Below are 21,847 nucleotides of genomic sequence, written 5' to 3'. Positions count from 1 at the left end.
TTTCATAAAACAATAAACCTGAAGCAACCAAGCAAAAGCCAAAAAACAAAAGGAACCTACGTGTGTAGATTCCTTTTGCATTCATTAATTTTTAGCACCGCCAAATGCAGTGTTGTAAGACACGTTATCAAACTGGGCAATACCCGCTAAAGCCGAAGCATTTGCCCCGAAGAATTGACCCTGCACCACACCAGAGTTGTCGACACCAGCTGTACCATTAGCCGTTGCCAAACCTGCAAACGCAGCAGTACCTGGGTTAAATGCCACACCATCTAGGCTTAATGATGAAACAGCCGTACCAGTTCCTGTAAGCGTTCCTTCAAGTGTACCCGCACCATAATTTGCCGTGAACGTACCACTTAACAGATTGCTTGCAGAACCGTTAATTCCTGCAACGGTATAGGTTGCAGTACCCGCGGTTGGAACAGTGGTATTGGTGTTATCACCCGCATAGTAAACGGTATGGCTCGCGCTTGCCGGCGTGTCGCCCGCTTTCCACCATTCACCAAAATAGACTTCCTGTGTGCCCACCTGACCAAAGTTAAAATTACCTAATGCACTGTGTGAAGGTGGCATTGCAGACACTGGAATATGCGAAATATTAAAGGTTTTGCTGCCAACCGTTACATTGGTGTTACTTGTTCCCTGAGCAGCAAAAGCCTGAGCCAAACCTTTTAACGAACTAAAACCTGTAAAAGCGTTATATGGTGCACCCGCAGCTTGAACCGACACCGCTGCTACACCACCCGGATGGCTTGCATTGGCAGCAGCACCGATTTTGATGTTACTTTCATTACTCGAAATACCATCAATACCTGCATAAGCAAATGCAGTTGAACAAGCAACGAGACCCAAGAACAGTTGAGAGATTTTCATTTGTTGTTACTCCATCTTTTTTAAAACTAAGTTATTGTTTAATTTAAAATAACGATTTCGCTATTTTTAGTTTATTGAGTAGGCCCAGCTGCAAACCTACTCGTTCTTTTTGTAAATAATAATCATTCAACCTTATTATTTACCGTTACCTGACTCCCCTTTTATGTATGTGTAGAGGGAATCAAATTCTGTTTAAAATTTAGTGGTCCAGCTAATTTTCATCGTTCGGCCGGGTGCAGCCATGGCACTACGAGTTAAAGGATCGATATAAAACTGGTTAGAAAGATTACTGCCGACAAACTCAACCGTGTTGTAGTTATCGACCTGATAACGCGCATAGGCATCAAAAATCCACGTATCATCCCAAGCCAAAGGTACATTGAGGTAATAGCCTTTATTGACGCTAGCATCATTATTTTTGCGTAGCGGGCTTTCATAAGCTTTATAGAATGTTGCGCGTGCACCGAGCTCTAACTTTTCATCAAAAAAGCGTGCGCCAAGCAAACCGTGGAAACTCAGTTCAGGAGTAGCCATTGTTACTAAGTAGCCATTTGGAAAACCATCATCGACGCAGCGCTGATACGGTTCGCGGAACTCAAGGCCCTGGTCGGTTTGAACCGTGCCGCCTAAAATCATTTTGTTAATGGCACTATTGGTGTCACATACTTCATTTTTTAAGTTATAGGCCACGCTCAAGTCTGTGAAGAAACCGCCATTATCAAAACGGCTTTGTAGCTCTAGACCTGACAGCTTTTGCTCATCCATATTGGTAAAAATAAGGTTCTGGTCACGCTCAATCACATTTTTGGTTTTGTTGTAGTAATAGGCGAGCTTAATGTCAGCATTGCGTGCTGTGCTAAACCAGTCACGCATGTCATAGACATACCCTACTTCGTAGTTAAAAGCATGTTCAGGTTTGATTGCTTGATATGGCAACATGGCAGAAAAACCGACAGTGCTTTCAAACAAACTTGGTAAGCGATATTCCTCTGCATAGCGTGCATAGATTCTGCTGTTTGGCGTGAGTTGAATTGAGGCACCTAACTGCGGTGCCCAGCCGCTATCTTTAACTTTGTCGGCCGACTCAACCGGAACTTGGTCTACCACCGACATAAAGTTATCGCCAGTCACGACGTACTTTTGTCCAGAGGCATTGAGCTGGTTTAAAGGATTATCGGCAAGCGACAATTGTCCATTTGCATCTGCTTTCCAGCTCAGCGTATTTTTCTGTGACCAGATCATGTTATACAACGTGCTCTCTGAGGCGGGCACAGTGTCGAGCTGCCCATCCCACTCAGGATTTTTTGTGGCATAGCGCTGTTTTAAAACATTGATTAAACGCTGCTGAGTCGAGGTATAACTCTCAGGCATGGTCTGATATTCAAAGGTATATTCTTTAAGCCTACTTTTTTTGGTAAAAAGCGGATTTAAACTCGGGTCAATCTCGCTCTGCAAAGACTTATTTAAAAAGTCATCAACAGCCCAATACGAGCGATAACGCATGCCCGCATCAAAACTTAACCAAGATAGCGGTCTATAATTAAAGTTAAAATCGAACGTTTTTTCCTCACGGCGCCCTGCTCGTGGCAGCGCCTGATAGAGCGAATAACTCGGGCCAAATTCGCCATATATATCGTCGGACGTTAGTTTTTCTTTTAAGAAACTTCCACCGAGCGTCAAATCAAGCTGGTCTAATAAACGGGTTTTATTGCTGACCGTAATGCCTTTACGCGTATTGTCAGAATGGCTTATCGCCGTGTTAATAATCGTGTTATCTCGAAAATCGATTGTGGTTGGCCACCCACCACGTGTGTAGGTCTGGCTTTCGGTGTCGGTTTGCCAAATGTTGGCGTAGAAATCAATCCAGCGATTATTCTCAGGCTTAAACTTATATTCGAGGCTATAGGCTTTAGAGTGAATATTGCTTAAAGGCCACTGCGGAACACCCAAGTCAGGCGTAATGCCCCAAACAATCCGAGACGGTATAATTTCACCAAAAATATTTTTGGTATCTCGGTAAGTTAGTTTAAGAGTCTGGTTATCGGTTGGGCGATAGGTCCCTTTTAATAACCACGACTCCATATGGCTTGAAGTGTTGGGAACTTCATCACCCGGTTGATAGGCATAGGCAAAGTAAGGAATAAAATCGAGACTACTGTCCGGTGTCGCTCGTTTATAGTAGCCCGCGCCATGTGTCCCTGAAAAATAATTACCGCGCTCACGTACTGCATAAACTGCCAGTAAATCGAATTTATCTTGCTTGGTGGCAATTGCCAGTCGACCCGCTAAGTCATCGCCCGAAAAATTAGAATTGTCACTTCTGGTACGGTTCTTTTTATAAATATCGGGGTCGTATTTTGCCCCGTTCATGTCGATCCAAGGCGTTGTGTCATCGTAGTTTTGGCCTACTTTGCTCATGTCTGGCAAAGACGGATCAATTGAGTTGGTTGAGCCTTCTACTTTTAACTCGGCACCAAAGGACTTACCCGGACGAACAATGTCATCGGCCTCTAGCGTTTTAACGACTACACCGCCGCCAACAGAAGATGTGGTATTGCGCTCTAAAGAGGGGCCTTTAATGACTTCAATGCCCGCAATGAGATTGGGGTCGATATAGTTTCGGTTGTTTACCCCGTTGTAGCCACGCCATACGGCAATCGACTGTTCGGTGCCATCAATGGTTAAAGGCACACGACCAACACCCTGCACACCACGTACACTTGGGTCGAGTGCGCCACTGTTGCGGGCATCACCGCTATAGACTCCCACCATACCTTGTAAAACATCGGCTGGGTTGGTTCCTTTAAAGCGTTCGACATAGTCTTTGCCCGCATAAACCGAAGAACGGTTTGCGTCATAAACTTTGTTATAGCCTTCTGTGTCACGGTCTTCTTTGCCGTACACCACAATTGGCGTGAGTCGTACCGATGCGTCTTCTTCAATTACGGCACTACTTGGCGGCAGGCTAGCGGCCTGAACCTTAGATGAACTTACCCGTGGTGTAGATTTTTTGCTGAGTGTGTAGCCCTGCCCAACTTTTACAGCATTAAATTCGGTTGCTTTTAAAAGCTGCTCAAAACCTTGCTCAACGGCAAAATTGCCTTTTAAGCCTAGGCTATGCAACCCTTGGAGTTGCTGGGCATCCATTGCAATTGAAGTACCCGATTGTTCGGCAAACTGATTCAGTACGTTAGCAAGGCGACCGGCAGGAATGTTATAGCTTTTAACTCCGGCTGTTTGTGCATAGGCCTGCTGCATAGGCAGCGCAACAAGCCCACCCATCGACACAGCATGTATGGCAAACGCCAGTGTTGAAAATCGAAAAATCGATCGATTCTGCTTTTGCCCCGTTCCCACTTTTTTCATTTGCCCCGCCCCAGTAAATCGTAATAAGAATCATTCAATAAAACAAATTAAAATGATCCATATTTATTGCTTCTACTTACTATGACGAACGACTTTCAAAAAAGTGGAACCTAAAATCGAAAATAAATTTAATTTTTTATTATTTTAAAGAAACCATGACCACAAACGGCGTGATTTGCTTAATTTTCAGGTCTGGAAAAACCGTAGCCAAAAGCTTAAGCGACTCTGTGGTTTGATCTAAAGGCAACACAGCATTGACCCGCACATGTTGCAGTGCCGCATCATTAAAAATAATTTTGCCTTTGTAGTTGCGGTCTAGCTCTTGTAACACTTGATTCAGCGGCAGGTTTTCTACCATAAGCTGATGCTTTTGCCATTTTTGTTGTTCGTTATAAACATTCAGTGCAGGCAGTTTTTGTACACCATTCTTGTCCATTTTAATGGCTTTCCCTGCTTCAACAATGGCTTTTTGAGTCGCATGCAATTGGGTCGTTTTAACTTGTGTGGCCTCTACTTTTACCTTTGAGTGCAACATTTTGAGCTCGGTTGTCGAAGGGTCATAACTGACGCTAAAAGCTGTGCCGAGTGCCTGAATTTTCCCATGACTGGTTTTGACCAAAAACGGTCTAGTCTTATCTTTGGCAACATCGACATAAATTTGACCTTGTACCAACTCAACCACTCGCTGGTTGGTTTTAAAATCAAGATTGACTGCACTTTTGCCACGTAAAATTAGACGTGAACCATCTGGCAAGGTTTGCGTGGTCCACTGCCCCGATTGCCCTTGAATGTCAGCAGTCACATAGGCCACAGTGGTGTCAGTTAAATAAAATAACGCCCCACTCATGGCAACAAACACAATAGCAAAAGCTGTTCCTGCACGTAAATGTTTATAGGCTTTGCCTGAGCTTAGGCCAGCTTTAAGAGCGACTTTAGTAACTTTTTTATGTCCGCTGGTTTGGGAAAGTTTTTGAATTGACCCAATACACTGTTCAATGTCGGCAGCCACTTGGCGATGTTGCTCACTGGTTTTTTTCCACTCTTCAAATTTTTGTTTGGCGGTTTTTCGTGAGCGTTCATCATCCGAACTCAGTTGAACAATCCAATGCGCGGCTTCTTCAACCAGTTGGTGATGCTTGCTTTTATCCACGGCCATTTAAATACAAGCGTCCATGTTTTGTCTGTTTTGGTAGCACTGAATTAAACAGCTCGCCAAATATTTTTGAATCATTTTGGTGGACACATTTAAACGCTCGGCAATTTCTTTATGGGTATAGCCTTCGAGGTAATGCAAAATAAAAGCTTGCTGTGCTTTTTCGGAAACCCCTTCGAGTGCTTTGCAAAGCTGGTTAATTGCTTGAATAATTTGCATCTGGTCTTCGGGTGAAGCCACCGCGTCAAGCATATATTCCATTTGACTCAAGCCATCTAAATAAGCTTGTTCAATGCGTTTACGGCGCACTTGGTCAATAAGCAGGTTTTTAGCAATCGAGGTTAAATAGGCACGCGGTTCCTTAATGCCGAATAGCTCGTCTCGCGTTTGTAGCAGTTTAATAAATGTGTCCTGAACCAGATCTGCGGCCTGATCAGTATTACCTAATTTTTGTCTCAACCATTGGTGAAGCCAGCTTTGGTGACTTCTATATAACTGATCTACAAGCAAAGAAGTTTTGTTCACAGCAATTGGACTCAAAACAAGGAACTCACAAATGATAATAATTATCATTTAAACAAGTCAAGCAATAATTCAAGTAAAACTTAAATCACTGTTTAATAAATTGAATTAATTGCCCGCTCGTTTTGCTGCACTCCTCTTAAAGCAAATCAGCCAAATTCCTAATTTCTTCCATCACTGCCTTACACGCAGGCGTTAAATAGCCGTGCTTAGAAATAGACAAAGAAATATAGCGCTTGAGCGCGGGGTTAATAATTTTTGCAGCTTGAATTGAGGTGTATTGGCTGGCCTTCTTCAACGCTTGCGGCCCCAACATGGTGTACATGCGAGATTCGGAAACCAAATGGGTTTGTAAACTAATCGAGTCGGCTTCAAACACAATGTTTAGTTCTACCCCATTTTCATAAGCCATGTGGTCTAAAAAATTGCGCCAGTTACTTGGCCTACAAAACGTGACCAGCGGTAACTGACTTACCTCTTTAAACTCGACTTGATTTGCCTGAGTGAGTGCATCTCCTTCACAGCCCACCAAATAGGTATCGGCTTCGGTAAGATAAACATCGCCCTGTTTAGGTGTCGGGTTAAATCGATAGAGTATGGCTAAATCGACGCTGCCATCTTCGAGCCATTTTTCCAAATGCACCCCTTGCCCTTCACGCACTGACAGTTTAATTAGGGGATATTTCTCTTGAAGCACTTTATACAGAGTCGATAACAATGGATGTGCTGTAGACGGCAAACTGGCAATGCGCACCGTACCAATCGGGGTATCGGTCGAGTGCAAAATTTCATTGTTGAGTTGGTCGGTTACGTTCAGCCATGAACGAATTTTAGGAAGTAAATGCTGGCCTAAATCGGTGAGCTCAACGCCGCGGCCAGTTCGGTTAAACAAACGACCACCACATTGCGCTTCAAGCTCGTTCATTTGCCGACTAATTTGCGGTTGGTTGGTGTTATGCAGCATCGCGACTTTGCTTAAGCTACCGAGTTCCACCGCATCTAAAAATATTTTCCATAATTCATAATTCATCGATTCTTCCTAAATCGTAAATAGGCAATATTTTGAGCCATACATTTTCAGTATAACTGAAATTCAAGAATTGGTAATTCCTACATAGCTCACCTATTTCTATACTCCAATCATGTTCTCTACAACACGATTTAAGTCAGATTAAGAACCAGAGAATATTTAATTAGACTGTATAGGAAGTACGATTATGAGTTTAGATTTACGTGGATTAACCCCAGCACCTGTGACTCCTTTTACCCGTGACGGACAAGTAGACCATAATGCAATTCAACGTTTAGGTTCATGGTTAGGCAGTATTGATGGTGTGAAAGGCTTGGTTGTTCTTGGGCATGCAGGTGAAGGAACATTCTTGTCGCAAAAAGAACAAATGCAGGTCATCGAAAGCTTTGTTAAATCGGTAGATGACAAAATTCCGGTAATTGCAGGGATTACACTCGAAGGTACTTCGGTTGCAGCAGAAGAAGCAAAACGTGCAGTCAGCGCGGGTGCTTCGGCAGGTTTGATTTACCCTTCACACGGCTGGTTGCGTTTTGGTTATCAAAAAGGCGCACCACAAGACCGCTATAAAGCAATTTATGAAGAAAGTGGTTTGCCATCTATTTTATTCCAATATCCAGATGCAACGAAGGCCACTTACGACCTAGACACCCTACTCGATATTTCTGCACAGCCAGGCGTGTTTGCCATGAAAAATGGTGTGCGTAACATGCGCCGCTGGGATGTCGAAATTCCGATTATTCGCCGTGAACGCCCAGACTTACAGGTGTTGACATGCCACGATGAATATTTGCTTCACACCATGTTTGATGTAGACGGCGCATTGGTTGGCTATGGCAACATTGCCCCTGAACTTTTAATTGAAATGATTAAAGCAGGTAAAGCTAAAGATTACGCCAAAGCTCGTGCGATTCACGATCAATTATTACCAGTGACTCGCAATGTTTATCACCGCGGTTCACACATGGAAGGCACGGTCGCGCTTAAACATGCATTGGTTGCTCGCGGAATTTTGGACCATGCCACTGTACGTTCGCCTCTGCTTCCACTCGCTGATGGTGCTGAGCAAGAAATTCATGATGCGATGCGTCAAGCCGGAATTGGCAAGGTCGATTTAACCCAAGCCGTTGCTTAAATTCTATTCGGGCTAGCATGTACGCTAGCCTTTTTTTCCTGTACGCTGCCTGAGGCCAAACATCGGGCATGTCTCTTAAAAACAATAATAAAAAGCATGCAAACTGTGGTGAACAGGCAGTGCGAAATAGAACAAAAAAACTACGAGGAATGTAGTAATAAGGAGATAGAAGATGACAAATCTAGCGGATGTAGAACAAATTAGTCATCATCAAAAAAATGCGGAAATTATTGCAAGACTTGAACGACTACCCGTCACCGGTCGATTGCAATTTATGCGTATAACCATTGGTATCGCGACCTTTTTTGACGCTTATACTGTTCTAGCAATTGCCTTTGCTTTACCCCAACTCATTACCGAATGGCATCTGACGCCTGCCTATGTCGGCGCGATCATTGCCGCGGGCTATGTCGGGCAATTGGTCGGTGCGATCTTTTTTGGTTCTCTTGCCGAAAAAGTCGGTCGTTTAAAAGTGCTGTCTTTTACCATTTTACTGTTTGTGGCAATGGACATTTCTTGTCTGTTTGCGTGGAGCGGAATGTCGCTGTTAATTTTCCGTTTCTTGCAAGGTGTTGGTACAGGTGGCGAAGTGCCTGTTGCGAGTGCCTATATTAATGAGTTTATTGGTGCGGAAAAGCGCGGTAAGTTTTTCTTGCTCTACGAAGTTTTATTCCCACTTGGTCTTATGTTTGCAGGCATGGCTGCATTTTTCCTGATGCCAATTTACGGCTGGAAAGTCATGTTTATTGTAGGCTTAATTCCATCTTTACTGGTGATTCCTTTAAGGTTTTTCTTGCCTGAGTCACCACGCTGGCTGGCTTCAAAAGGCCGTTTTAAAGAAGCCGATCAAGTCGTTAAAAGCTTTGAAGACGGTGCCATCAAAAGCGGTAAAACTTTGTCTGAACCTGTGGTTAAAGAAATTAACCCACAAGGCATGGCAAAAACCGACTGGCGTGAGCTGTTCCGTGGCATTTACCGCAAACGTACCTTTACCCTGTGGGGCATGTGGTTCTGCGTGTACATGGTGAACAACGCCATGGTGACTTGGCTGCCATCTCTCTACAAACAACACTTTGGCTTGTCACTTCAAACCAGTTTAGGTTATGGCTGGATTACCTCGGGCGTAGGGGTGATTGCCTCTATTATCTGTGCATTAATGATTGATAAAGTCGGCCGCCGCCCTTGGTACAGTGCAGCGTTTTTCTTGGCAATTATTCCACTCATGAGTCTCTCGGTTTTAGGCGCAAAATCGGCGATGGAAGTTGTAATTTTCGCAACGATTAGCTATGCCATTTTGCAAACCATTTCATTCTCTTTATACCTTTATGCTGCCGAACTTTACCCAACTCGCCTACGTGCGATGGGCATTGGTTTTAGTACCGCTTGGTTACGTGCCGGCTCTGCAATTGGGCCAGTTATGGTCGGCCTCGTGGTTGGTGGTTACGGCATTCAATATGTGTTTAGTGTGCTTGCCGTTGTGGCGCTCGTTGGTGGCCTAGTGACCTTCTTGTTTGCCATTGAAACCAAAGGCCAAGTGCTCGAAAAACTCTCTCCTTAATTCATCCATTTCATAAAAAGCTTGCCTAACCCAGTGTTAGGCAAAGGGCTTATTCATGCTTAAAAAAGGAATTTAAAATGAATAAATATTTGCTATGGGGCTGTATTGGTTTAAGCAGTGTGAGCAACGCTTATGCAGAGCTTCCTCAACAATTTGGCAAGTTAGAATTAAAACTCAACACCCGTTACTGGAACGATGAAGGCACTGCCCACCCCACGCTTGCTAATCCTTCGCCTTCGTCGAGTGAATATGAACAAAGCGCTTTAGGGCTTGAGTTAAATTATCAGTCACCGTACATGTGGGACTGGCTAGGTGTAGATGGCTCACTCTATGCGGTCACCAAGTTATTTGACTCTGGCAAGCCGAGCGCTCAGCTTTTAGAGGTCGAAAATAACGGCAAGCTCGATCAAAACTTTGCGACTTTAGGACAGCTCTACATCAAGGCAAAACTTGGCGATAAAGGCGAAATTAAATTAGGTCGCCAGTTGCAAGACTCGCTCTTGCTTAAAAGCACCAATAACCGCGCAGTGCCTGACACTTTTTCGGGTGCGAGTGGTCAGTTTCAACTGAATGATCAACTACAGACTTACATCGCCTACTATGATCGCTGGAAACCGCGCAGCATGGACTCATTTGAAAAACTAGTCACGGAAAATGACGAGCGCATTGATTACGTTGGTTTGCTCGGTGCCAAGTATCAGTACAAAAACTGGAGCGTAAATGCCGAATATTTAAACAGCAAAGATTATTTAAAAAAGTACGGGGCGATTGCTCAATATAAATTGCCCTTGCATGGCTTGGTGTGGACATTTAACACGGGTGCTTTTTTCTCGCGTGATGATGGCAAGCTGTTTAAATGTGGTGCCGAGTCCGAGCTGGACTGTGTCAAAGGTCAAGACATTAACAACCGTGGGAATGGTTATTTTGTCGATGTAAATGTGGTCCAAAATAACCTTGAAGGTGGCATTGCCGTTTCAAAGTTTGATGGTTTTTGGATAGAAGATAACTTTGCTGTGCCCTCCGCCCGCAACTCGGTTTTAACGCAAGACCACGGCACCAACCCGTTTCCGACCTCTGCGACCATTGGCCCCGACTTTACCAATAACGATGAAACCGCCGTTGCCCTACGGTTGAAATATAACTGGAAAGACTACGTGAAAGGTTTAAAAACCGAGGCGAAGTATATTTATGGCTTTGGCGCTCACCAAAGTAACATTAGCAGTGATATTGAGGGTAAAGAGCGTTACTTTGATTTTACGGTGAGTTATGCCTTGCCATGGGTTAAAAATTTAGATATGCGTTATTCATTTTTGCATTATGAGTCGAAGTTTGAAAATGCAAACCTAGGTGAAAAAATAAATGGCATGTCTCGGAAAGATTGGGACCAGCACCGTGTATTTATTAATTACCGTTACACATTTTAAGCACAGGCTAAACGTTTAGTTTAGCTTTATTATTTTTATTAATTTATAGCTTTAGAGATATTAACTTTTGAGTTTAATTAAAATATAAATTTATATTTAAATTTTTTATAATATTTTATTTAAATTGAATTGACCTGTTAAAAACTTATGATTATTATGGTCCCGCTGGCCTACATTGCCAGTCGGTTTTAGCAGACCGTAGATCCATGGCGGGTTATAGTTCCACTATAAGTCGTTAGACCCTTGCGTCCCTTTTCTTTGCGGTAGGACGGGAGGGGGACGCGCTCGCGCGTGCTGGTTCCTTGGATCCCAGTCTGCTAACCCCCTTTCGTTCTACCACCATAATCAATTGACGGTGATTTTTGGTGGTAGGGCTCCATAAATTCTAGGAGTTAACCATGACCTTTTTTAGATTAACCCCCTCTCCCTTATAAACTTTTTATTTATTTAAAATTTGGGTTTTATATTATCTAAATTTTTAAATCTATAAATTATTTTTATTTTAAAATTTAAATCATTTATTTTATTGCTTTTATAGGCGGGTTAACTATTGCCTTTAAAAATGATTTTAAAACTTAAAATATAGCGGTTTATTTTTTCTCATTGATATATCCCCAATCATTACGAGAATAATATGAAATTTTATAAAACTATTTTGGTTTTAGGCCTCTTTGTCGGCGATTACAGCGTTTCGGGTTGTGACCTCCACACTCAGCAGGATTTTGAAAAAATTTGCCTGTCTGGTGGGCACACCCAAGCCAGTTGCGACTGTATTTACCAACGGCTTGAACAAGTGTATTCGCCTAAGCTCATGCAACGCCTAGAACATGTCAGTTTGCAAAGTCCTGCTCTCCCACAGGACTTTGCCCCTACTTTTTTTAGTGTGATGCGACGGTGCGATAAAGAAGACATGGGCTAAGCGTTTGGCTTAGCTCCCTTATCTCTGTGTCGCAATGGTGGATGACTTTAAATCAGCGCAAAAAATTAAAGTTCTGTTGTGGCACGGGGGCCTTGGGAATATGATCGTTATAAATAAATTAAGATTAAAAAATTACAGTGAACTCATATTTCCATAAGCTATAGATTTTTAATAAATTATATTTCATTATTCACTCTACATTTAACAACTACTAATTATTCAAATGTTTAAAACTGAAAATTATTATCACGTAGAGTATTGGGGAAATCAGGGAATAACTCAAACCTGTCTAATGAGTCTTTGTAATTTAATTCAAACTCATTCAGATTTAACCTATGCTTTGCTTCTTACCAATGAGCAGACTCATGCCTTTATTATTAAAGATGAAAATGAGAGCTTTTATGTAATACGCTCAGGTTTTACCTCAGGATATATGGGTGAAGGCCCTAGAGGCTTAGCAACAGCACTAACATTATTAAAAAGACATGAGATAGAAACTGAAGAAATATTGGTAAGTTCAAAAATTTTAAGAAAGACAAACAATTCAACTTTAAATGACTCAGAAATTGAACTTCTATTTAAACAAGAAATCATCCGCCCAATCAGACTACACGATTATATCTATCCTTTTACAAAAGAAGTTTCTGAAACTAATAAGTCTAAACGCTACTATCCTCTGGAACTACCTTATTCAATTTTAGATGATAGAATTTTTGACCTTGCTCTGCTTTTTAAGCACGATCCTGACTCAGCTCTTCTAAAAGCTTATAAGCGTCTAGAAGATATTGTTAGAGATCGCACCAAGTTAACTGAACACAGCTACAAGCTATTTTCTCAGTCTTTTAACTCTCCAAACTGCCCTCTTATATGGAATTTAACAGATAAATCCGAAATTATTGGTCGAGCGAACATATTCATTGGAACTTATCAAGCTTTCAGAAATGCTCGAGCACACCGAGAATCAAACGGAAACTATACCCAAATGTTTAGAGAGTTTCTTTTAGTTAATGAGTTATATCTATTAGAAAGAGAAGCAATTGAAAGATCCACTATTCAAGAACCGATATCTAATTAAATAAAAAAGAGCTCAGCAGAGCTCTTACTTACTTTATTGTAATGCGCAGTATATTATTAGTTTTAATACTTCCTAAATTCATCTATAACGTTCTGCTATTAAGAAAAATACATCAGGAATTGTCCATGAAAATTATTAACCTCACAAAACTTCTCCTTATTACTATACTCATGTCAGTGGGCTTTAATCTCTATGCGACTCCTATTCCCAGCTATAAAGGAATACCTAAAAAAGATGTGAATTTTGCTAAATTCCTTAAGAAAAATCACAACAAGATTGTTCAACTAGATTTACTCATACAAGACCCAGATGATTTTGATTTTATTACTTATGGTTACCGCTCAGTAAGTCCAACATTTGATATAGCTCCTATTGGTAAAGTGAAATATGACGCTTACATAGAATGCGACAAGATTAATAATCCGAATGCAGAGACGACTATTGATAAATGTGCTCCATACGTACAATGGGATACAGAAACTGGTCATTTAACAGGTAAGTTTAAAGTCCTCAGTAAAGGAAAAAATGGAATGGGGAGTATGCTTTATTATCTAGTTGCTACTAAGTAGAAAACGTTTCTACTTATCTTTATTAATTTTTATTTAAGTATATATTTACCTATTTACTCTTTAGAAATCTAATGATAAAAAATTTGATAAAATTAATGAACATAGAATTTAAATTACAAACTTCAAATAATTAAAAGTTATAGAATTACAATACTTCTTTCTATTGACAGAGTTTTTTAATATTTATTGCACTATTTCAGTCAATACGCCATTGAAAGCATGATAAATTAATCAAAATAAATTTAAATAATTTTAGGGGGATAAAGATTAATGACTTTGAACAGAAATCCAGAACAAATTGCTCGGGACAACATTGATGCTCAACTACTTGAAGCTGGGTGGAAAATACAAAATTTAGCGAATATGAATTTCTCAGCGGGATTAGGTATTGCGATTAGGGAATATCCAACTTCTACGGGCCCTGTTGATTATGCTCTATTTATAGACAATGAGCCTGTAGGCGTAATTGAAGCAAAATCTGAACAATGGGGAGACAAAATAACCCCCGTAGAAGAACAATCTTCTCGTTATGCCAATTCAACTCTCAAATATATTAATAATGATTACCCCTTAAATTTTGTTTTTGAAAGTACAGGAGTGATTACTCGTTTTACAGATTTCAAGGATCCAAAGCCAAAATCTCGCCGTATATTCAGTTTTTTCCAGCCAGAAACTATTTTAAAACTTTCACAGGAATCAAAATCATTCCGTGGACGTTTACAGGACTTACCTAAATTAGACACGATAGGCTTGCGCGATTGCCAGATCACTGCCATTCAAAATTTAGAAACATCTTTTAAGTTAGATAAGCCTCGTGCTTTAATCCAAATGGCTACCGGATCTGGTAAAACTTTTACTGCAATTACTTCTTCTTATCGTCTTTTAAAACATGCCAAACCTAAAAGAATTCTATTTCTTGTTGATACTAAGAACTTAGGCGAACAAGCTGAACAAGAGTTTATGACCTATATTCCTCAAGATGATATGAGAAAATTCACCGAGTTATATAGTGTTAGCCGTTTAAGAAGCAGTTATGTTCCTACTGATGCTGAAATTTATATCAGTACAATTCAACGGATGTATTCAATACTGAAAGATGAACCAATGGATGACTCTGAGGAAGAAGAAAGCCTTCCCCAGCAAATAGCTCAACCAAAGGAACCCCTACCTGTTGTCTATAATAAAAAAATTCCTCCTGAGTTTTTCGATATAATTATTATCGATGAATGTCACCGTTCAATTTATAATTTATGGCGTCAAGTCATTGACTACTTCGATGCTTATTTAGTGGGTTTAACAGCAACTCCTGATAATCGTACTTATGGTTTTTTCAATGCAAATGTGGTCAGTGAATATGATCACGAAAAAGCTGTTGCTGATGGGGTAAACGTTGGTAATGATACTTTTATTATTCGCACCAAGAATACTCAAGAAGGTGTTAAGGTAGAGGCTGAACGGTTAATCCAGTTACGTGAAAGAAAGACGCGTAAAACAAAATGGCAAACAACCGATGAAGATACTGAATACTCAAAAAAGCAATTAGATAAAGAAATTGTTTTACCTGATCAGATCCGTAAAGTTGTACAAACCTACAAAAACAACTTACCAAGCATTTTCCCTGGTCGAGCTGAAGTGCCAAAAACACTTATCTTTGCCAAGACGGACAGTCATGCTGATGACATCATTCAAATCGTTCGAGATGAATTCGGTGAAGGCAATGAATTCTGCAAAAAAATTACTTATAAAATTGATGAAGATCCAAAAACAGTTCTAGCACAATTCCGTAATAACTTTTATCCACGTATTGCAGTCACTGTAGATATGATCGCAACAGGTACAGATATTCGACCACTTGAATGTCTACTCTTTATGCGTGATGTGAAAAGTAAAAATTATTTCGAGCAAATGAAAGGTCGTGGTACACGTACTTTAGATGAAGAAAATCTGAAAAAAGTAACTCCTTCTGCTAAAGGTGCTAAGAGTCGTTATGTAATTGTAGACGCAATCGGGGTGACTGAATCCTTAAAAACTTCTAGCCAACCTTTGGAGTCAAAACCTACTGTAACATTAAAAGACCTTGCAAGAGGCTTAACTTTAGGAGTACATGATACAGATACCGTTGTTTCTTTCGCAAACCGCCTTTCTCGGATGGAACGCCAATTAGATGACTACCAACTTGAACTTTTTAAAAAGGAGACCAAAGGTTTAAGCTTAAGGTCTTTTGTAAAAAATCTTTTTGATGCGGTTGATTCCGATAAAGTGAATCAGATCGCTATGGAACAGCACGGCTTGACATCTGATGAAGAAGTCTCTGATGACCATGTGAAACCTATTCTTAAAGCTCGAGTCAAAGAAGCTGTCAAAATTCTAGATGGCGATTTAATCGAATTGCTTGATAGTATACGCAAGCAAACTGAGCAAGTGTACCTCGAAGATGAAATCGATGAAGTATTAATAGCTGAATGGGCGGGTGATATCCAGACTAACTGTGAAGCACTGAAAAAAGATTTCATCGAATATCTACATGAAAATATTGATGAAATTTCCGCATTGAATATTTATTTTAATATTCCACAAAAACGTGCTCAAGTCACTTATGCCATGATTAAAGATCTATTGCTGAAATTACAACATGAACGCCCTAAACTTGCACCATTACGTGTGTGGGATGCATTTGCATATTTAGAGAATTACGATACCAGCGCTTCTCGCCCAATCAATGATCTCACAGCCCTTATGTCTTTATTACGTCGTGTTTGTGGTTTAGATGAAGCGTTAGTGCCGTATGATGCTACAGTGCGTCAAAACTTTAAACGGTGGATTTTTAAATCGAACAATACAGAAGGCTCTAAGTTCTCTGACATACAACTTGAATGGTTACGAATGATACGTGATCACATTGCAAACTCTTTCCATATTGAGCATGATGACCTCGAAATGGCACCATTTGATAGTGAAGGTGGTTTAGGACGTATGTATCAATTATTTGGGAATGAAATGAACCATATTATTGAAGAAATGAATTTGGAGTTAGTCGCATAATGTCTATGAAAATTCCTCAAGGCTGGGCTATTTCTAATCTAGGCTCAATTGCGACATATATTAATGGTCGAGCATTTAAACCTACTGAATGGGAAACAACTGGCCTACCGATTATTCGCATTCAAAATCTTAACAATCCAAATGCTTTTTATAATTATACAAACCATCAATTTGAAGAAAAATATAAGGTAAAAAAAGGTGATCTGCTATTCGCTTGGTCGGCTTCTTTAGGTACTTATATTTGGAAAAATGAAGATGCTTGGCTTAATCAGCATATTTTTAAAGTTATTCCTCATAAAGGAATTAATAAGAGTTTTTTGTTCTATTTACTTACACATATTACCAATGAGCTTTATGCCAAAGCACATGGATCTGGAATGGTTCATGTAACCAAGAGAGTATTTGATGCAAATCCCATTCTCCTCCCCCCCTTAAAGCAACAAATCCGAATTATTCAAAAAATTGAAGAGTTATTTTCTGAAATTGATGATGGTATCGAATCATTAGAAATGGCTAAGGAACAGTTAAATGTTTATCGTGAAGCTATTCTTATTCAAGCTTTTGAAGGAAAACTTACACAAGAATGGCGTAATGCTAATATTGATATACTGAAGAACTCTCATTCCTTAATTGAATCAATTCATAAGTCTCAAGAAAGTGAATTTAATAATTTATTCTTAATATGGAAGACAAAAATTAAAGATTGGGAAAAATCAGAAAAAACTAAAAAAAAAATAGCTAAACCCAGCCAAGCCAAAAGCTTTCGAGGCTATAACAGAAGAAATAAAAAGAAAACACTCACTTCCACCCTATTGGGCTTTATTTCGTTTAGGTAATTTATTTTCTGTATCTCCTCAGAATGGTTTATATAAAGCAGCTGATCAATATAATGATTATGCGACTCGTATTATTCGCATTGATAGTTTTTATGATGGAAAAATCACAGAAGTTGATAATTTAAAAAGATTGAATCTAACTAATGATGAGTTAAAAACTTATCAACTCAATGAAAATGATTTAATTATCAATCGAGTAAATAGTATTGAATATTTAGGAAAATGTGCTTTTGTTAGCAAATTAAATGTAAATGAGCCAACAGTTTTTGAAAGTAATATTATGCGTTGCAAGCTACTTCAAAATGTCTCACCTAAATATATCGCTTATTACTTGAGCTCAATCAAAGGAAAAGATTCTCTATGTTTAAATGCTAAACATGCAGTAAATCAAGCAAGTATTAATCAAACAGACGTTGGTAATGCAATAATTCCATTACCAAATTATTTAGAACAAATTCAAATAGTTGAATTAATAGAAGATAATTTTGAAAAAATTCAAACTTTAGAAGCAGAAATTTCAAATAATTTAGTAAAATTAATTAAATTTAAAACGTCCATTTTAGCAAAAGCGTTCTCAGGTGAACTCATTCCACAAGATCCAAACGATGAACCTGCTTCAGTTTTACTTGAGCGCATTAAGGCTGAAAAAGAGAAGGAGCTGGCAAAAGAAAAAGCTAAGAAAGCTCCTAAAAAACTACGTAAGCCTAAAACCCAAAACACTGAAAAAGATAAGCCTGCTCAACAGGAACTGATATGAGCACATTCGAAACTAAACAACCTGAATTAGAAACTTTAATTCATCAAATCAAAAATGGTGAACTTCAATTACCAGACTTCCAACGTGGTTGGGTATGGGACGATGAACATATTCGCTCCCTATTAGTCAGTATTGCACGCTCATTTCCAGTTGGTGCAGTCATGCTTTTAGAAACAGGTGGGCCTGTAAACTTTAAAGTGCGAGCCGTTGAAAATGTAGAGTTTTCGAGTGAAACTCCGTCACCCAAATATCTAATCTTAGATGGTCAACAGCGTCTGACATCCTTAACTCAAGTCCTAGCTTTAAATAAACCCGTCAAAACCTTTACTGAAAAAGGCCAGGAAATTGAACGTTATTACTATATTGATATCGAAGCTGCCCTTAATGGACAATTCGATGATGCTTTCATTTCGGTAGGTAAAGATAAGACTGTTAAAACCAATTTTGATCGTGATTTTAAAAAAATCGAAAATGGTGCTGGTCAGCTCATTACCTTAGACTTCTCAACGACTGAGAAAGAGTATGAAGCGATGTTTTTCCCTTGTAGCTTAATCTTTAATAGCCATGCTTGGGAAATGGGATTACTCAAATACAATCAAGAAAAATATATTCGTTTTGCTGACTTTAAAGATAAAGTTTTACAGGAATTCAAATCTTATAAAATTCCAGTCATTCAGCTTAATCAAAACACATCCAAGGATGCTGTTTGCCTCGTATTTGAAAAAGTAAATACTGGTGGAGTCCCATTATCAGTCTTTGAATTAGTCACTGCATCATTTGCAGCAGAAAACGATAAAGACAATAATCTACGCGAAGACTGGTATGGAGATCAGAAACAAGGTATTGATGGACGTTATCAACGTATTGTTGAAAACAGAAAAATAATCTCAAAACTTGAACCAACTGATTTTTTACAAGTTATTAGTTTATTAACCACTTATGAAAAACGCCAAATCGATAAGAAAGAGGGTAAAACAGGTAAATTACTTTCTGCAATTTCAGCTAAGCGACAAGCCGTACTAAATCTGACTTTGCAAGATTATAAGAAATGGGCAAATGCTGTTGAAACTGGTTTTGCTGAAGTTGCAAGCTTCCTAACAAAACAATGCTTTTTCTCAGAGCGTGAATTGCCATACCGTGGTCAGCTTATTCCTCTCGCTGCAATTATGACAAAGTTAGCTGAAAGAAAAATGAATTGGCGTGAACCTAAAATTCTACAAAAATTAGAACAATGGTTTTGGTGTGGCGTCTTAGGTGAACTCTATGGTGGAGCCGCTGAAACAAGAACGGCCAATGACTTAGAAGATATCATCGCATGGATAGACAATAATGAAACCATTATCAGAACTATTTTTGACGCTTCATTTCAACCTGAGCGCCTTGAAACTTTAAGATCTCGTCAAAGTGCTGCTTATAAAGGTATTAATACATTGGTACTCCGTGAAGGTGCAAAGGACTTCTTTTGGAACGAAACTATTCAGCAGCTTGATTTAGATGGTAAGCCATTAGATATCCACCATATTTTCCCTCAACAATGGTGTAAGGAAAAAGGTATAAAACCCGCAGTATATGATTCTATTATTAACAAAACCCCTCTATCAGCCTCTACAAATAGAGCAATTGGAGGCAAAGCACCATCTATCTATTTAAGTCGATTACAGAATTTTAATACGACTCAATATTCTGATGAGCAAATGGACTCAATTCTAGAAGGTCATTTCATATCAACTGAGGAGATCCGTAAAGATGATTTTGAATCATTCATGAGATTAAGAGCTGAGAACCTCATTAATCTCATTTATCAAACTATGGGTAAGACCTTAAGATCTAACCAATTTATTCACCAATCTACACAAGTTAATGCAGAGGCAACTTTATGAGTGCATCATCTATAGTTTCAAAAGTATGGAGCTTTTGTACCACCCTTCGTGATGATGGTGTTGGATATGGGGATTATCTCGAACAGATCACTTATCTCATCTTCTTAAAAATGGCTGATGAGTATTCAAAACCACCTTATCAGCGTAATGTGGGTATTCCTGAAAAATACAAATGGGATACGCTTTTAAATACTAAAGGTGCAGAGTTAGAACTTCATTACATTAACCTTCTACGTGATCTGGCGAAAGAAAAAGGTATGTTGGGCCAAATTTTCACGAAAGCTCAGAATAAAATTCAAGACCCTGCAAAGTTGTCTCGTCTAATTGAAATGATCAATGATACTCAATGGGTTACATTAAGTACGGATGTCAAAGGTGATATCTACGAAGGTCTATTAGAGAAAAATGCTGAGGATACTAAATCTGGTGCAGGTCAATACTTTACACCACGTTCTTTAATTAAAACAATTGTTCAATGTGTGCGACCAGAACCTAACAAAACAATTGCAGATCCCGCATGTGGCACTGGAGGATTCTTCCTTTCTGCTTATGAATTTTTAACCAAAAATTCTGATAACCCTTTAGATAAAGATGCGAAAACTTTTCTAAAGAACAGTACTTTCCATGGTAATGAAATTGTTGCGAATACTCGTCGAATGTGCCTGATGAATATGTTTCTGCACAACATTGGAGAAATTGATAAAGATAGCCTCATTTCTCCAAATGATGCGCTGATTGCCCCTAGTCCAATCACTGTTGACTATGTTTTGGCAAATCCACCCTTCGGGAAAAAAAGCTCAATGAGTTTTACGAATGAAGAAGGTGAACAAGAAAAGGAAGAACTGACTTATAACCGTCAAGACTTTTGGGCAACCACATCAAACAAACAACTTAACTTCTTACAGCATATTTGTTCGATGTTAAAAACAACTGGACAGGCTGCTGTTGTTGTTCCAGATAATGTTTTGTTTGAAGGCGGAGCTGGTGAAACGATCCGTAAAGAGTTACTGTCCAAAACTGAATTACACACTATTCTTCGCTTACCTACAGGTATCTTTTATGCCAATGGTGTAAAAGCAAATGTACTTTTCTTTGATAATAAACCTGCTAGCAAAGATCCATGGACTAAAGAAGTTTGGTACTACGATTATAGAACGAACGTACATCACACCTTAAAGAAAAAACCAATGCGCTTTGAAGATCTACAAGACTTCATCAAATGCTACAACCCTATGAATCGTTTTGAGCGTTCTGAAACTTGGCATGCTGAAAATAATCCTGAGGGTCGTTGGAAAAAATTTAGCTATGATGAATTAGTCAAACGGGATAAAACGAGTCTCGACGTATTTTGGCTTAAAGACAAAAGCCTGACAGATTTAGATAATCTTCCTGATCCAGATATTTTAGCTAATGAAATTATTGAAAATATCGAGTCGGCTTTAGAAAATTTCCGCAGTGTCTTGATTAAATTAGAAAATTAATCAAAAAAGGCTCCAAAATTTGGAGCCTCTTTTTTTACTTTATTATGCTGTTTTTTAAATCAAAAATAATTTTTATCCAATAGAATGAATGATCTTAAATATCCAAATTCTAGTTTTATTCTTCAGCTCATGCTTAACCTCCTTAAAGCTTACACTTAAATAATCAATATTATTTAATTTATCGCTATTCAGCTTATTATCAGAAGAACTTAAGATGAAGAACGTTG

The 21,847-nt window shown here is 39.2% G+C and carries 16 protein-coding genes; 11 read left to right on the top strand and 5 right to left on the bottom strand.

The annotated features are described in order from the left end of the window. Window positions 1-84 precede the first annotated feature (84 nt). From J663_RS06040 to J663_RS06020, 5 genes are all read right to left on the bottom strand, one after another. Window positions 85-876 carry a Slam-dependent surface lipoprotein gene (locus tag J663_RS06040; protein ID WP_001991318.1) on the bottom strand — a complete coding sequence of 264 codons (792 nt, stop codon included), beginning with the start codon at window positions 874-876 and terminating at the stop codon, window positions 85-87. A gap of 192 nt (window positions 877-1,068) precedes the next feature. Beyond that, complete coding sequence (locus J663_RS06035) at window positions 1,069-4,242, bottom strand: TonB-dependent receptor domain-containing protein (protein ID WP_033848515.1); 3,174 nt, start codon at window positions 4,240-4,242, stop codon at window positions 1,069-1,071. A gap of 139 nt (window positions 4,243-4,381) precedes the next feature. Continuing rightward, window positions 4,382-5,398 (bottom strand): FecR family protein, encoded by a 1,017-nt coding sequence (locus tag J663_RS06030; protein WP_033848514.1) that lies wholly within the window; start codon window positions 5,396-5,398, stop codon window positions 4,382-4,384. Beyond that, window positions 5,399-5,920: a sigma-70 family RNA polymerase sigma factor gene (locus J663_RS06025; RefSeq protein WP_081404649.1), complete on the bottom strand. Its 522-nt coding sequence runs from the start codon at window positions 5,918-5,920 to the stop codon at window positions 5,399-5,401. Window positions 5,921-6,056: 136 nt separating this feature from the next. Next, window positions 6,057-6,947: a LysR family transcriptional regulator gene (locus J663_RS06020; protein ID WP_033848510.1), complete on the bottom strand. Its 891-nt coding sequence runs from the start codon at window positions 6,945-6,947 to the stop codon at window positions 6,057-6,059. 187 nt (window positions 6,948-7,134) lie between these two features. On the opposite strand from J663_RS06020, the gene J663_RS06015 reads away from it, so the two are divergent. The 11 genes from J663_RS06015 to J663_RS05965 all read left to right on the top strand — a co-directional run bounded on the left by J663_RS06015 (window position 7,135) and on the right by J663_RS05965 (window position 21,620). After that, entirely contained in the window at window positions 7,135-8,079 is a 945-nt protein-coding gene (locus tag J663_RS06015) for a dihydrodipicolinate synthase family protein (protein ID WP_000050876.1), read from the top strand. Between the two features lie 172 nt (window positions 8,080-8,251). After that, window positions 8,252-9,637 (top strand): MFS transporter, encoded by a 1,386-nt coding sequence (locus tag J663_RS06010; RefSeq protein ID WP_033848508.1) that lies wholly within the window; start codon window positions 8,252-8,254, stop codon window positions 9,635-9,637. 77 nt (window positions 9,638-9,714) lie between these two features. Then, window positions 9,715-11,061 (top strand): OprD family outer membrane porin, encoded by a 1,347-nt coding sequence (locus J663_RS06005; protein WP_033848506.1) that lies wholly within the window; start codon window positions 9,715-9,717, stop codon window positions 11,059-11,061. 634 nt (window positions 11,062-11,695) lie between these two features. After that, on the top strand, window positions 11,696-11,980 hold the full coding sequence (locus J663_RS06000; RefSeq protein ID WP_033848504.1) for a hypothetical protein: 285 nt from the start codon (window positions 11,696-11,698) through the stop codon (window positions 11,978-11,980). Window positions 11,981-12,203: 223 nt separating this feature from the next. After that, a complete protein-coding gene (locus J663_RS05995) occupies window positions 12,204-13,055 on the top strand; it encodes a TIGR02391 family protein (RefSeq protein WP_033848502.1) in 852 nt (283 codons plus the stop codon). Window positions 13,056-13,096: 41 nt separating this feature from the next. Further along, window positions 13,097-13,624, top strand: coding sequence for a hypothetical protein (locus J663_RS05990; protein WP_081404634.1), 528 nt, complete (start codon window positions 13,097-13,099; stop codon window positions 13,622-13,624). 270 nt (window positions 13,625-13,894) lie between these two features. After that, entirely contained in the window at window positions 13,895-16,666 is a 2,772-nt protein-coding gene (locus tag J663_RS05985; protein ID WP_033848499.1) for a DEAD/DEAH box helicase family protein, read from the top strand. Continuing rightward, entirely contained in the window at window positions 16,666-17,502 is an 837-nt protein-coding gene (locus J663_RS18555; RefSeq protein ID WP_050598807.1) for a restriction endonuclease subunit S, read from the top strand. Before J663_RS05985 ends, J663_RS18555 begins: the two co-directional genes overlap by 1 nt. Then, a complete protein-coding gene (locus J663_RS05975) occupies window positions 17,438-18,259 on the top strand; it encodes a restriction endonuclease subunit S (protein WP_081404633.1) in 822 nt (273 codons plus the stop codon). The genes J663_RS18555 and J663_RS05975 overlap by 65 nt, the downstream gene beginning before the upstream one ends. Then, complete coding sequence (locus tag J663_RS05970) at window positions 18,256-20,139, top strand: GmrSD restriction endonuclease domain-containing protein (RefSeq protein ID WP_050598805.1); 1,884 nt, start codon at window positions 18,256-18,258, stop codon at window positions 20,137-20,139. The genes J663_RS05975 and J663_RS05970 overlap by 4 nt, the downstream gene beginning before the upstream one ends. Beyond that, window positions 20,136-21,620 carry a type I restriction-modification system subunit M gene (locus tag J663_RS05965; RefSeq protein WP_033848496.1) on the top strand — a complete coding sequence of 495 codons (1,485 nt, stop codon included), beginning with the start codon at window positions 20,136-20,138 and terminating at the stop codon, window positions 21,618-21,620. The genes J663_RS05970 and J663_RS05965 overlap by 4 nt, the downstream gene beginning before the upstream one ends. Window positions 21,621-21,847: the final 227 nt, after the last annotated feature.

Source organism: Acinetobacter sp. 826659, assembly GCF_000588515.1.
Taxonomy (GTDB): domain Bacteria; phylum Pseudomonadota; class Gammaproteobacteria; order Pseudomonadales; family Moraxellaceae; genus Acinetobacter; species Acinetobacter pittii.
This window is presented reverse-complemented; position numbering and strand designations above follow the sequence as displayed.